Below are 13,524 nucleotides of genomic sequence, written 5' to 3'. Positions count from 1 at the left end.
GTGGCTGCCGGCGGCTACTGCCGGTTGATCAGCCCCGCGTCGTAGGCGACGATCCCCGCCTGCGTCCGGTTCGCGCAATCGAGTTTGACCAGCAGCCGCGACACGTAGCCCTTCACGGTCGCCTCGCTGAGGAACAGCCTCTCGCCGATCTGCGCGTTGGCCAGCCCTTCCCCCAGGCACGCCAGCACGTCGCGCTCCCGTGCGGTGAGTTCGCCGATGCGCTCCAGTGCCCGCTGCCGCACCGCGTCCTGCCCGGCGGACGCCGTCACCAGGCCGCGGGTCGCCGCGGGCGACAGCACGGTGTGGCCCTCGTGGGCCACGCGCACCAGGCCGATGAGGTCTTCCGGCGGGGTGTCCTTGAGCAGGAACCCGGCCGCCCCGGCATGCAGGGCGCGCAGCACGTACTGGTCGGGGTCGATGGTGGTCAGCACCACCACGCGCGGCGGGTCGGGCAGGTGCACGATGCGTTCGATCGCGGTGAGCCCGTCGACACCCGGCATGTGCAGGTCCATGAACACCACGTCGGGTGCGAGCCGCACGACGGACTCGACGGCTTCGGCACCGTCGTAGGCCTCGCCGACCACGTCGATGTCCGGCGCCGTGCCGAGGATCGTCCGCAGCAGCGTGCAGACCATGCGCTCGTCGTCGACCACCAGAACCCGGATCATCGCACCCCCGAGGCCGACTCTACCGGCGCGCCCGTCGGAAGATCGGCCCACACGGCGAACCCGCCGTCGCCGGTCGGCCCGGCGCGCAGCGACCCGTTCACCATCTCCACGCGCTGCCGCAGGCCGCGCAGTCCGGTGCCTTCGCCGGGGAACACGAGTTCGCACGGCCCGGTCGGCCGGGTGTTGCGGACTTCGAGGCGCAGCCACCCGTCCCGGTGGCGCAGCACCACGTCGACGCGGGCGCCGGGGGCGTGCTTGTGCACGTTCGTCAGCGACTCCTGGACGATCCGGTACGCGGTCCGCACCACGACCGGCGACGCCGCGGGCACCGGGTCGGCGTCCAGTTCCACGTCCACTCCGGCACCGCGCGAGTCGGCGACCAGGGTCCCGAGGTCGAGTGCGCGCGGCTGGTCGTCGACGGCCGACCCGACGCTGTCCTCGCTGCGCAGGATGGCGACGAGGTTGCGGAGCTCCTCCATGGCCTGGCAGCCGACGAGGCGGAGTTCCTCGGCCGCCTGCCGGGTGCCGGGGTCGGGGGCGAGGGCGCGCAGGGCGCCGGCTTGCAGCACCATGAGGCTCACCCGGTGGGTGACGACGTCGTGCATCTCGCCGGCCAGGCGGGCGCGTTCCTCGGAGCGGGCGTGTTCGGCGCGGAGTTCCTGTTCGCGTTCGGCGCGTTCGGCACGTTCTTCGAGGGCGGCGATGAGGCGGCGGCGGGATGCGACGTAGAGGCCGTAGAGCGCGGGGGCGAGGCCGATGAGGATGTTGCCGATCTGGTCGGTGACCGTCGGCAGGTCCCACGGCCTCGCCCACAGGATGCTGAGCGGCACGACCGCCGCCCACACCTTGCGCCGGTTGTCGGTGAACGCGCCGACCGCGTAGAGCGCCCACGGCATGGCGACGGCCTGCTCGGGGATGGACAGCAGTCCGCACGCGACGGCCACCGGGATGGGGTGGCTGCGGCGCCACAGCAGCAGGAACACGGACACCAGCTGGGTGGCCGCCTTGACGTACTCCGTGCCGGCGATGTGCTCGTCGCGGTCGACCCAGGCCGCGATGCCCAGGACGACCAGGACGAGGAGCAGGAAGCCGAGCGCGAAGACCCGGTCGAACGTCCGCGGGGGCAGCGGCCAGCGCGGACGCACCCGGCCGATGGTCGCACTCCGCACTTTCCTGCCTCCTTGCTGCCGGTCCAGGTCCCGCCGGTCGGCCGTCCCCGGCGCCAGTGCCCACACGCATGCCCATACCGCGGCACCGGAGACCACGCCGAGCATCCCCGTCACCCCGTGTCCGCCGCTCATTCCGTCACGCGCCGCGGATGGCGCCGAGCACCTCCATCTTCGCCGCCCGCCGCGCGGGCCAGGCCGCGGCCAGCATGCCGACCAGCGCGGCCAGGATCAGGAACAGCCCCATCCGGTCCCACGGCACGACCGGGGTCATCTCGGTGCCGCCCTTGGCGGCGCGGACGCCGAGCACGCCGATCAGCAGGCCGAGGCCCATGCCGAGCAGGGCGCCGAAGACCGAGATCAGCACGGCTTCCACCCGGATCATGACGCGGACCCGGCGGCGGTCCAGGCCGATCGCGCGGAGCATGCCGATCTCGCGGGTGCGTTCGAAGACGGACATGGCGAGGGTGTTCACGATGCCGATGACCGCGATGACGATGGCCATCCCGAGGAGGCCGTAGAGGAGGTTGAGCAGCAGGTCGATGATGCCGCCCAGTTCCTTGCGGTAGTCGTCCTTGGACATGATCTTGACGGCCGGGTTGTCGCCGAGGGCTTTCTTGAGCGTGCCGCGCATCGCGGCTTCCTGTCCGGGCGCGGCCTTGACGAAGATCGCGCTCGCCAGCGGCCGGTCCAGGTGCGGGGCGAGTGCCTCGGTGGTCATGAGGGCGTCGCCGAGCAGCAGGTTCTTCTTGTAGATGCCGCCGACCGGGATGCTCGCGGTCTTGCCGTCGGGGAAGGTGACGTCGGCAAGGCTCCCGACCTTCCAGCCCTTGTCCTTGGCACGCTGCTCGTCGACGATCAGGCCGGTCGCGAAGCCCTGGGGGCCGCCTTCGACGAATTCGGCGTGCAGCAGGTCCATGCCGGTTCCGGCGTCCAGCGCGGTGATGTCGGTGTCCGTGCCGCCGACCCGGGCCTGGGCGCCGAGCTGGGGGGACATCGCCCGCACGCCCGGCGCCTTGCGGACCGCGTCGACCATGGCGGCGTCCATCGGGGTGCCGGAGACCATCTCCACGCCGTAGTCGGCGGAGATGCCGCGCAGCGCGACCCGGTCGAGTTCCTGCTTGAGCGAGGACCCGAAGACGGACAGCGTGCTGACCAGGATGAGGCCGATCATCAGCGCGGACGCGGTGGCCGCGGTGCGCCGCGGGTTGCGGACCGCGTTCTCCTTGGCGAGCTTGCCGGACACCCCGAACAGGGCGGCCAGCGGCCGGCCGAGCAGCCGCAGCACCGGCGTGGACAGCAGCGGCACGAGCATGATGACGCCGATCAGCGCCAGGAACCCGCCGCCCATGATCATCATCAGGTCGCCGTTCCCCTTGTCCTCGACCCGGCTGACGCCGTAGACGACGGCGACGCCGAGCGCGACCAGCAGGCCGCCCACCGCATTGCGGACGCGCAGGTTCTTGGTGCTCGGCGGCAGGTCGCTGCGCAGTGCGGCGACCGGCGGGATGGACGACGCCCGGTGCGCGGGCAGCCAGGCGGCGACCACGGTGACCAGCACGCCGACCACGAGCGCGGCGATGACCGCGCCGGACGAGATCACCACGGGCCCCGGCGGGAGTTCCGCGTCGATCGCCGCGAACACCGCGCGCAGGCCCTGGCACAGGCCGATGCCGAGGACGTAGCCGACGATGCCGGACACCAGGCCGAGCACCGTCGCTTCGACCAGCACGGCCCGGGACACCTGGCGGCGGGTCGCGCCGATGGCGCGCAGCAGCGCGAACTCGCGGGTGCGCTGGGCGACCAGCATGGAGAACGTGTTGGCGATGATGAACGTGCCGACGAACAGCGCGATGCCGGCGAACATCAGCAGCGTCTGGGTGAGGCTCTTGGTGCTGCGCTCGATGTCGTTCCGCTGGTCGGTGCGCAGCGCATCGCCGGTCTTGGCTTCCGCGCCGCGCGGGGTGAGCGGCCGGATCTCGGCGAGCAGCGCCGCCTCGGCGGTACCGGGGGCGGCGTAGACGGCGATGGTGCTGTAGGCGCCGGGCCGGCTGAACAGGGCCTGCGCGGTGGCGCGGTCGAACAGGGTCAGGGTGCCGCCGAGCTTGTACTGCGCGTCGTCGGTGGTGAAGGTGCCGACGAGCAGCGGGGCGAGGACGGGGCCGTTCGCGACCACGCGGATGCGGTCGCCGACCTTGAACCCGGCGTCGTGCGCGGCGCGTTCGTCGACGGCGACCTCGTCGGCGCCGGCCGGGCCGCGGCCGCTGGTGAAGCGGTACTTGGGGTCCTGGCCGTCCTTGCCGGGCGAGAACGTGGTGCCGGTGGTGTTGCGGCGCCCGCCCATGCGGTCGCCGTCCTTGTCGACCACCGCGGTGAAGCCGGAGTTGGTCGCGCGGACCGCGGAAACGCCGGGCAGCGTGCGGATCTTGTCGACGAGCTTCTCGTCGAGCTGCGGCACTTGCAGGTCGCGGGTGGCGTCCGCGGTGGCGCGCATGCCGACCGCGACGTCCTTCAGGTCGGTGGCGGCGGCCTTCCGGTAGCCGTCGGACACGGTCGCGTTGAGCGTCAGCACGCCCGACACGAAGGCCACGCCGAAGACGATCGCGACCGCCGTGAGCAGCAGTCTGAGCCGGTGCGCGACCAGGTTGCGCACGGTGGTTTTCCACATGTCGGTTCCGTCCTCGGCGGGTGGTTCCGCCGGGTCCGCGGCACGGTCGCGGGCAGGCGGCACCGCCCGACCGGCCTGTTGGCGGGCCGCTACGCGAACTCCCTTATGGGGCCTGAGAGATCTGACGCCGGCGGATGATGTGCGGTGGGGTGGCGGCGGCTAGCCGGTGCGGAGCTTGTCGAACCGCTTCATGCGTTCGAGGACCCGGTCGGGCGTCGGCGCATCCATCTCGTCGACGATGTGACCGTCCGCCAGGAAGACCACCTGGTGCGCGTAGGACGCGGCTCCGGGGTCGTGCGTGACCATCACGATGGTCTGCCCGAGCACGTCGACGCTGCGCCGCAGGAAGCCGAGGACCTCGGCGCCGGACCGCGAGTCGAGGTTGCCGGTCGGCTCGTCCGCGAACACGATCTCCGGACGCGACGCCAGCGCGCGGGCACACGCCACGCGCTGCTGCTGGCCGCCGGACAGCTCGGTCGGCCGGTGCTTGAGCCGGTCCTGGAGCCCGACCGCGGAGATCACCTGCTCCAGCCACGCCGGATCCGGCTTGTGGCCGGCGATGTCCATCGGCAGCGTGATGTTCTCCAGCGCGGTCAGCGTCGGCAGCAGGTTGAACGCCTGGAACACGAACCCGATCCGGTCGCGCCGGAGCTTCGTCAGCTCCTTGTCCTTGAGCTGGGTGATCTCCGTGCCGGCGATCCACACCCGGCCGCGGGTGACCGAGTCGAGCCCGGCCAGGCAGTGCATCAGGGTCGACTTGCCGGACCCCGAGGGGCCCATGATCGCGGTGAAGCGGCCGCGCGGAATGTCGATGTCGACCGCGTCGAGGGCGCGCACCTGCGTCTCGCCCTCGCCGTATGCCTTGGTGAGCTGCGCGGCGCGCGCCGCCACCCCCGGGCGGTTCGGCGGCGCGGGCACGTCGGCCCCGTCCGGCGGCGACGGCCTGCGGTGCCGGTCCGGCTGCTGGGTCACGGGTCCTCCTCGGCTGCGGTACGGGATCCGCCCGGCGCGGACTGCGCACGGGGCGGCGAACGTGACTCCAGGCTCGCCCCCGGCACCCGGCCGCCGGTAGCCCACAACGGCTGCGCGGGCACCGACGAAAGTCGCAGCGGGTCGTCCGGAAGAAGGAGCGCGCTACGCCACCCGGGGTCCCCACCCCGAGACCCGACCCCTAGGGGAGCGCGTACGCCGGGATGGTGCCGCTCCTCCTGGGGTAGGACCACGTGATCCGTTCCTGACGACGATTCATCAGGCGAACACCGCACCTACCGTGATCGTGTCACTCGAAAAATGTCGTCGTTCTAGCCATCGCAGGAGTTCACGTGACCACGGCCACGGCTGCCACCAAAGACGCGGATCCCCGGGGCACCGGCATCGCCGCCCGCGCCCAGCAGCTCACCAAGGCGTACGGCGAGGGCGAGACCCGCGTCGTCGCGCTGAACGCCGTCGACGTCGAAATCGCACGCGGGCAGTTCACCGCCATCATGGGCCCGTCCGGTTCCGGCAAATCGACCCTGATGCACTGCCTGGCCGGGCTCGACTCGGTCTCGTCCGGGCGCAGCTGGATCGGCGACACGGAGATCACCGGCCTGAAGGACAAGGAGCTGACCAAGCTCCGCCGCGACCACATCGGCTTCATCTTCCAGGCGTTCAACCTGCTCCCGACGCTGACCGCGCTGGAGAACATCACGCTGCCGATGGACATCGCCGGCCGCAAGCCCGACCAGGCGTGGCTCGACAACGTCATCGACACGGTGGGCCTGCGCGACCGCCTGTCGCACCGCCCGACCGAGCTGTCCGGCGGCCAGCAGCAGCGCGTCGCCTGCGCCCGCGCGCTCGCGTCGCGCCCGGAGATCATCTTCGGGGACGAGCCCACCGGCAACCTGGACTCCCGGTCCGGCGCCGAGGTCCTCGGCTTCCTGCAGCGCAGTGTGCGCGAACTCGGCCAGACCATCGTCATGGTCACCCACGACCCGAGCGCCGCGTCCTACGCGGACCGCGTCCTCTTCCTCGCGGACGGCCAGATCGTCGACGAGATGCACCGTCCGACCTCCGACGCCGTGCTGGAGCGCATGAAGCGCTTCGACGCCGCGCGCACGAGCTGAGACCGGGAGAGCCGTCCCCCCATGTTGAAGGCATCCTTCCGCAGCTTCCTGTCCCACAAGGGACGCATGGTGCTCTCGGCGATCGCCGTGCTGCTCTCCGTGGCCTTCGTGTCCGGCACGCTGATCTTCACCGACACCATCACCAAGACATTCGACGACCTGTTCAGCTCCACCGCGGCCGACGTGACCGTGTCGCAGAAGTCCGACCAGAGCGACGAAGACCTGGCCATGTCCGGCCAGATCAAGTCGATCCCGGTGACCACCGTCGACAAGCTCGCGACGGTCGAAGGCGTCAAGTCCGCGCACCCGAGCGTCGACGTCGAGAGCATCACCCTGGTCAACGCGGACAACAAGGTCCTCGGCCGGGACAACGGCCCGCCGACGATCGGCATCAGCTGGTACCACACCGACCGTTCCGCGGTGAACATCACGTCGGGCACCCCGCCGACCGGCCCGAACCAGGTCGTCATCGACGCGGACACCGCCGACCGCAAGAACGTGAAGATCGGCGACCAGCTCCGCATCATCAACGCGTTCGGCCGGACCGACGTCAAGGTCGTCGGCATCGCCACGTTCACCAAGACGAACCCCGGTGCCACGCTGGCGTTCCTGGAGACCAAGTTCGCGCAGCAGACGCTGCTGGGCTCCACCGACAAGATCAGCTCGGTCGAACTCGACGCCGCCCCCGGCGTCAGCGACGACCAGCTCAAGGCCAACGTCACCAAGGCGCTCGGCCCGGGCTTCGAGGTCAAGACCGCCGACGAGGCGGCCAAGGACGCGGCCGACCAGATCGGCACGTTCATCAACTTCATCAAGTACTTCATGCTCGGCTTCGCGGGCGTCGCGGTGCTGGTCGGCATCTTCCTGATCTTCAACACCTTCTCGATGCTCGTCGCGCAGCGCACCCGTGAACTGGGCCTGCTCCGCGCGATCGGCGCGAGCCGCGGCCAGGTCACCAAGTCGGTGCTCGTCGAGTCGGTGCTGCTCGGCCTGATCGGTTCGACGATCGGCCTCGCGGCCGGGTTCGGCCTCGCGGTCGGCCTCAAGGCGCTGATGACCGCCGCGGGCATGAACCTCAAGGGCGCCGAGCTGGTCTTCAAGCCGCTCACCCCGATCGTCGCCTACCTCGTGGGCACGCTCGTCACCGTCATCGCCGCGTACATCCCGGCGCGCCGCGCCAGCCGCATCTCCCCGATGGCGGCGCTGCGCGAGGCGGGCGCCCCGCAGCAGAAGCCGCTCAAGGTCCGCACGATCATCGGCCTCGTGCTCGTCGCGGCCGGCGCGTTCGCGCTCGTCGGTGCGGCGACCGGGTCCGGCGGCGGCGCGGGCGGCCTGCTCGGCCTCGGCATCCTGCTGACCCTGGTGTCGTTCGTGGTGCTCGGCCCGGTGCTGGCCCGCACGGTCATCCCGGCGCTGTCCGCGGGCTTCCCGAAGTGGTTCGGCCCGATGGGCCGGCTCAGCCGGCAGAACTCGGTCCGCAACCCGCGCCGCACCGGCGCCACCGCGTCCGCGGTGATGATCGGCGTCGCGCTGGTGTCGGCCACGTCGGTGGTCGCCTCGTCGATGAACGCGTCGATCGCCGACCAGATCGACAAGAACTTCGGCGCGGACTTCACCGTCCAGGCGAACCAGTCCAACCCGCTGCCGGACGAGGTCGCCACGTCGGTCAAGGCGACCGAAGGCGTCGGCCAGGTGGTCCGCGCCCGCCTCATCGGCGGCGTGAACCTGACCTACCCGGACGGCCACACGACCACCAAGGACCAGATCAACGCGGTCGACCCCGGCTACACGTCGATGTGGAAGACCGACTACAAGGACGGCGACAAGGGCCGCGTCGGCGAGCCCGGCACGATCGCCGTGTCCGAAGGCGTCGCGAAGGACCACAAGGCCGTCGTCGGCAGCACCGTCAACGTGACCTTCCCGGGCGGGCAGTCCGTCCCGCTCAAGGTCGTCGCCGTGCAGAAGGACGACAAGGGCGGGTTCGGCTTCGGCAACGCGTCGACGCTGTCGATCGCCGACGTCGACAAGGCCGACCCGGGCACCCACGACTTCCTGGTCATGTTCAACGGCAAGGAAGGCGCCGACAAGGAGCAGGTCAGCGAAGCGGTCAAGAAGACGCTCGACCCGTACCCGCAGTTCAAGGTGCGCGACCAGTCCGACTACAAGGACCAGGTCAAGGGCCAGATCAACTTCCTGCTCTACCTGATCTACGCCCTGCTCGGCCTGACGATCATCATCGCCATCCTCGGCGTGGTGAACACCCTGGCCCTGTCGGTCGTCGAACGCACCCGCGAGATCGGCCTCATGCGCGCCATCGGCGCGTCCCGCCGGCAGATCAAGCGGATGATCAAGCTGGAGGCCATCGCCATCGCGGTCTTCGCGGCCCTGATCGGCTTGGCCCTGGGCCTCACCTGGGGTGTGGTCACCCAGCGGCTCCTGGCCAACTACGGCCTCGAACTGCTGTCCCTCCCCTGGGTCAGCCTGATCTCGATGGTCGTCGCCGCGGCCGTCATCGGCCTCCTCGCCGCCCTCATGCCAGGGCGCCGGGCCGCCAAGATGAACGTGCTCCGCGCGATCGCCTCGGAGTAACCCGCCAGGCACACCACCGAAGCGCCCGCTCCCCGCACCGGGGGCGGGCGCTTCGCCGTTGCCGCCCGCGGCGGTTCCGCGGCTCGGGCCGCGCACTTGCACGGCACGCAACTTCCCCTTGCACAAGCCGCGAGTATCCCGCGCCGCGCCGCCCGTCAGCCCGGCGTGCCGCTCGCCGCCCGGGCTTTCAGCGCCGCCCGGCACGCCGAATCGGCCGCGCGGGTGGTTTCCGGGAGGCGGTAGCGCGGGGTGAGCGCCAACGCGTGCCGGCAGGCGGTGTCCAGGTCCAGGCCGTGGCCGACCGAGACGAACACCGGCTTCACGTCGCGCTGGGTGCGGAGCACCCGCCCCACCACGTCGCCGTCGAGCACGAGGTCGGAAGCCGCGCCGCGTTCCGGGCCGGGCGGGTCCCACGTGCCGACGAAAGCCGTCTTGCCGATGCCGATGCTCGGGATTCCGGTGTGCACGCCGATGTGGCAGGCGAGGCCGAACCGCCGCGGGTGGGCGAGGCCCTGCCCGTCGCAGACCAGCAGGTCCGGGGGTGTCTCCAGCCCGTCGAGCGCGGCCAGCAGCGACGGCAGCTCGCGGAAGGCGAACAGCCCTGGAACGTAGGGGAATTGCGCCTCACCGAGCACGACCGAACGTTCGACGACGTCCAGCGTCCCGGCGTCCAGGACGACGACGGCCGCGGCCAGCCGGTCCGAATCCTCGGCATAGGCGACGTCCAGCCCGGCGATCCGCCGCACTTCGTCAGGCCCGGGTCCGGGTCCGGTGGCGTCGACCAGCGGCCGCAGGCGGTCCTGCGTCGCCAGCGCTTCGGCGGCGGTCGAAGGCCAACCTTCGGCCGCGGGCTTTCGTGCGCTGCCGTGCTCCGGCTCGGTTGCGGGCTCGGGTCCGGGCCCCGGCTCGAACCCGGGTTCCCGTGGGGCGTTGGTCGGCACGGGACCACCGTAGACCGGCCCCGTGCCCGCCCCCACCGGGTATCCCGCAGGTCAGCCCTCGGTCGGCTTGGCGCCGTGCGCGACCGGGCAGCCGCCGGTGAGCTGCCCGAGGAACGCGTTCGGGTCGTAGAAGTGCTCGACGTCCAGCAGCCGCAGGTCGTCGCTGACCTTGGCGACGCTGATGCCGAACATCTCGATCGTCTTCCCGTTCGGCGCGAAGCCGTGGTACTCGCCGTCGAAGGCACCCCAGTGCCGCCACTTGAACGTCACCACCGGCGGCGGGGAGAGCACCTCCAGGACCTCCCAGTAGAACCCGTTCGGGAAGGCCTCGTGGAAGATGTGGTGCGACGACTCGAAGTCCTCTTCGCCGGAGCGGTAGAAGATGCTGTCGCCGATGAGGATGTTGTAGCTGCCGATCGCGGCGATGTCCGCGGCGCTCGCCCACGGGCCGCCGTTGACACGTGTCCGGAATTTCTCGGTGACCATCGACACCCAGGTCGCGGGGTCCTTCTTGTGCGAGACCTCCATTTCGAAGACCTGCACGATGCTCTCGACGATCGCCTCGAGAGATCCGGTGTCGAACGTGTGGGTGCGCTGCGCCGGCATCACCGTGTGGGACAGGTGGTAGTCCGGGGCGCCTTCGCGCCAGTCCGCCGCGTCGGCGGCGGCCATGACGGCCTCGCGGCCCTGGAGCCACAGGGGGGTCTCGGGTACGTCGGTGCTCTCCACAGCAGTCATGGGGGCGATCGTGTACCCATGGCGCCCGCCATGGCAACCTCCCGGATGGCAACTCTCCGTATATATCCGCGAGTTCCGCAATGCTCCGGCGAATTCACTTTGCCCGCCAAGCGCCCGGGTTCCATTTCTCGCCAACAACCCTACGGTGTAAAGGAATTGGAAGCTCCACTTCCGTATTCCCACGGCTCCCACCAGCACAGGTCGGCAAGTACGGAGCGTGTCGGCGTGCCGGGCGCGGTGCGGCGGGCCACTCGGCCCCCTGCGGGCGGGTGCGACGAGGGTCACCCCCGCCAACCGCCGGTTTCCGACGGGATCGCCCGGCCCGTAACCCCTCGGTAACCCTGCGGCAACAGCGCGCCCTCAGAGTGGTTGGACACCCGGCCCGAGGAGAAGCCGCTGTGACCGACACGACCACCTTGACCGGCGCGACGCTGCCCGACGGCCGCGTCCGCGACGTCGTCCTGCGGCACGGCAGCGTCAGCCACCTGCGGCCGGCCGGCCCCGCCGTTCCCGCCTGCCACCACGTCGACCTGAGGGGCTACCTGCTGCTGCCGGCCCCCGTCGAGCCGCACCTGCACTTGGACCGCGCGCTCACCTGGGAGCCGACCGGCGCGGACCCGGGCGGCCGGGACGGCGCGACCCGGTCGTGGCGCGCGTGGCCGGCCCGGTACGGCGTCGCCGACCTGCGCCGCCGCGCGCACACCGCCCTGCTGGCGCTGTCCGCGAACGGCGTCACCGCGGTCCGCGCCCACGTCGACGTCGGCGCGGGCGCCGGGTCCCCGCTGCGCGCCGTGGAGATCCTCCGCGACCTGCGCGAGGACCTCTACCGCATCCTCGACCTCCAGGTCGTCGCGGTGCCCTCGCCCGGCCTGTCGGACCGCGCCGCGCTGGACGCGTTCGCCGCGGGCGCGAACCTGCTCGGCGGCCGCCCGCACCTCGCCCCGGACCCGCGCATCGAGACGCGCCGTCTGCTGCGGCTCGCCGACCGCGCCGAAACCGACCTCGACGTCCACCTCGACGACCAGCCGGACCGCCGGGTCCTGGCGGTCGCCGACCTCGCCCGGCTGCTGCGCGCGTCGGGCTTCGGCCGCCGGGTGACGGCGAGCCACTGCGCGGGGCTCGGCGTCCTGCGTCCGCCCGCGCTGGCCAAGGTCGTCGAGGCGATCGCGGCGTCGGGGATGGGCGTGGTGGGACTGCCGTCCGCGGCGGACAGCGGGGCGCTGCGGACGTCCCGGCACCTCGCCGCCGCCCGCGGCCTGCCGGACCGGCGCCTGCCCGCCCGGGCCCGCGCCCTCGTGCGCAACGCCCGGGCCGCCGCCGACCCGACGTGCGACCTCCGCCGGGCCGGGCACGTGCCGTTCGGCGGCACGGCTCCGCTGCACGCGCTGCTGCGGGCCGGTGTGCCGCTGGCGGCGGGCGGCGACCACCTGCGCGATGCGCTGCACCCGATGGGCCGCGCCGACGCGTTCGAGACGGCGGCGCTGCTGGCCGCCGCGGGCGGCCTCACCCCCGCGGACGCCTACGCGGCGGTGAGCACCGGCGCCCGCGCCGTGCTCGGCCTCCCGGCGGCGGGCCCGGAACCGGGCGCGCTCGCCGACTTGGTGGCGGTACGCGCCGGAAGCCTCGCGGAGGCGCTGGCGGCACCGCCGACCGACCGGATCGTCATCCGGCACGGGCGGGTGGTGGCCCGGGCGACCACGCCGCGGGTGCCCGCGCAACGGGGCCGGGCGGGTATCCGGGTGCCCGTGGGGGTGCGGTGAGAGGCTGCCCGGTCCCGGCTACCAGTCGACCGCGCCCGCGTTGTCGAAGTAGCCGCCGGTCGGCCCGTCGGCGCCGATGAGGGCGAGCCGCACGATCACGTCGGCGCCTTCCTCCACGGTCTGGGTTCCGGCGTTCCCGTTGAGGTCGGTGGCGGTGTAGCCGGGGTCGACGGTGTTGATGCGGATTCCGGGGAGGGCCTTGGCGTACTGCACCGTCACCATGTTCACGGCGGACTTGGACGAGGCGTAGACGATGCTCGGGAACGTCGACTCCAGCCGGCCGGGGGTCATGGTGACCGCGAACGACCCGAGCCCGCTGCTGACGTTGACGATCACGGGTGCGGCGCTGTCGGCCAGCAGCGGCAGGAACGCGCGGGTGGTGCGGACGATGCCGAACACGTTGGTGTCGTACACGCGCCGCATGTCGTCCGCGTCGACGTCGCCGACGTCCTGCCGGCCTCCGGCGATTCCGGCGTTGTTGACGAGTACGTCCAGATGTCCGGTTTCCTGCCCGATCAGTTCCGCGGCCCGCGCGACGCTCGCGTCGTCGGTCACGTCGAGGGACACGTACCGGGCGCCGAGCGCCGCGGCGGCTTCCTTCCCGCGTTGTTCGTCCCGGCAGCCGAGGTAGACGACGTGGCCTTCGGCGAGGAGCCGGCGGGCGGCCTCGTAGCCGAGACCCTTGTTCGCTCCGGTGATCAATGTGGTGGTCATGTCGGCGAGTCTTGTGCCGGCCCGGCGGCGCAGGTAGGGCCCGCGATTGCCTAGACGAGTCTTTCCGAATGCCTGCGGGCATGGAGCGAGGGTGTCCAGGATCCGTTTGTGACGACAGACCTCGACACCCTCGCGATCGCACTGTACGTGAAACTCGACGACGACTGGGCGGACT

The 13,524-nt window shown here is 71.7% G+C and carries 10 protein-coding genes; 3 read left to right on the top strand and 7 right to left on the bottom strand.

Annotation, left to right across the window (positions count from 1 at the left end; all coding sequences use genetic code 11):
- Positions 1-14 precede the first annotated feature (14 nt).
- From ABEA93_RS18940 to ABEA93_RS18925, 4 genes are all read right to left on the bottom strand, one after another.
- The gene (locus tag ABEA93_RS18940) at positions 15-668 is read right to left on the bottom strand and encodes a response regulator (protein WP_345676792.1); all 654 of its coding nucleotides are present in this window, start codon (positions 666-668) and stop codon (positions 15-17) included.
- A complete protein-coding gene (locus ABEA93_RS18935) occupies positions 665-1,837 on the bottom strand; it encodes a sensor histidine kinase (RefSeq protein ID WP_345676791.1) in 1,173 nt (390 codons plus the stop codon). Before ABEA93_RS18935 ends, ABEA93_RS18940 begins: the two co-directional genes overlap by 4 nt.
- A 136-nt stretch (positions 1,838-1,973) precedes the next feature.
- A complete protein-coding gene (locus tag ABEA93_RS18930; protein ID WP_345676790.1) occupies positions 1,974-4,502 on the bottom strand; it encodes an ABC transporter permease in 2,529 nt (842 codons plus the stop codon).
- Positions 4,503-4,661: 159 nt separating this feature from the next.
- A complete protein-coding gene (locus ABEA93_RS18925; protein ID WP_345676993.1) occupies positions 4,662-5,420 on the bottom strand; it encodes an ABC transporter ATP-binding protein in 759 nt (252 codons plus the stop codon).
- Between the two features lie 404 nt (positions 5,421-5,824).
- On the opposite strand from ABEA93_RS18925, the gene ABEA93_RS18920 reads away from it, so the two are divergent.
- Positions 5,825-6,607: an ABC transporter ATP-binding protein gene (locus tag ABEA93_RS18920; protein ID WP_345676789.1), complete on the top strand. Its 783-nt coding sequence runs from the start codon at positions 5,825-5,827 to the stop codon at positions 6,605-6,607.
- Between the two features lie 21 nt (positions 6,608-6,628).
- Positions 6,629-9,196: an ABC transporter permease gene (locus ABEA93_RS18915; RefSeq protein WP_345676788.1), complete on the top strand. Its 2,568-nt coding sequence runs from the start codon at positions 6,629-6,631 to the stop codon at positions 9,194-9,196.
- Positions 9,197-9,351: 155 nt separating this feature from the next.
- Here ABEA93_RS18915 and ABEA93_RS18910 read toward each other — a convergent pair whose 3' ends face one another.
- Together ABEA93_RS18910 and ABEA93_RS18905 are read right to left on the bottom strand one after the other, a co-directional pair.
- Positions 9,352-10,008, bottom strand: coding sequence for an endonuclease V (locus ABEA93_RS18910; RefSeq protein WP_345676992.1), 657 nt, complete (start codon positions 10,006-10,008; stop codon positions 9,352-9,354).
- Positions 10,009-10,188: 180 nt separating this feature from the next.
- The gene (locus ABEA93_RS18905) at positions 10,189-10,875 is read right to left on the bottom strand and encodes a SnoaL-like polyketide cyclase (protein WP_345676787.1); all 687 of its coding nucleotides are present in this window, start codon (positions 10,873-10,875) and stop codon (positions 10,189-10,191) included.
- Positions 10,876-11,273: 398 nt separating this feature from the next.
- Here ABEA93_RS18905 and ABEA93_RS18900 point away from each other — a divergent pair, with 398 nt between their 5' ends.
- Complete coding sequence (locus ABEA93_RS18900) at positions 11,274-12,635, top strand: amidohydrolase family protein (RefSeq protein WP_345676786.1); 1,362 nt, start codon at positions 11,274-11,276, stop codon at positions 12,633-12,635.
- A gap of 18 nt (positions 12,636-12,653) precedes the next feature.
- Here ABEA93_RS18900 and ABEA93_RS18895 read toward each other — a convergent pair whose 3' ends face one another.
- Entirely contained in the window at positions 12,654-13,349 is a 696-nt protein-coding gene (locus tag ABEA93_RS18895) for an SDR family NAD(P)-dependent oxidoreductase (RefSeq protein ID WP_345676785.1), read from the bottom strand.
- Between the last annotated feature and the right edge of the window lie 175 nt (positions 13,350-13,524).

The organism is Yinghuangia aomiensis, from assembly GCF_039542225.1.
In the GTDB taxonomy this organism is placed as follows: domain Bacteria; phylum Actinomycetota; class Actinomycetes; order Streptomycetales; family Streptomycetaceae; genus Yinghuangia; species Yinghuangia aomiensis.
This window is presented reverse-complemented; position numbering and strand designations above follow the sequence as displayed.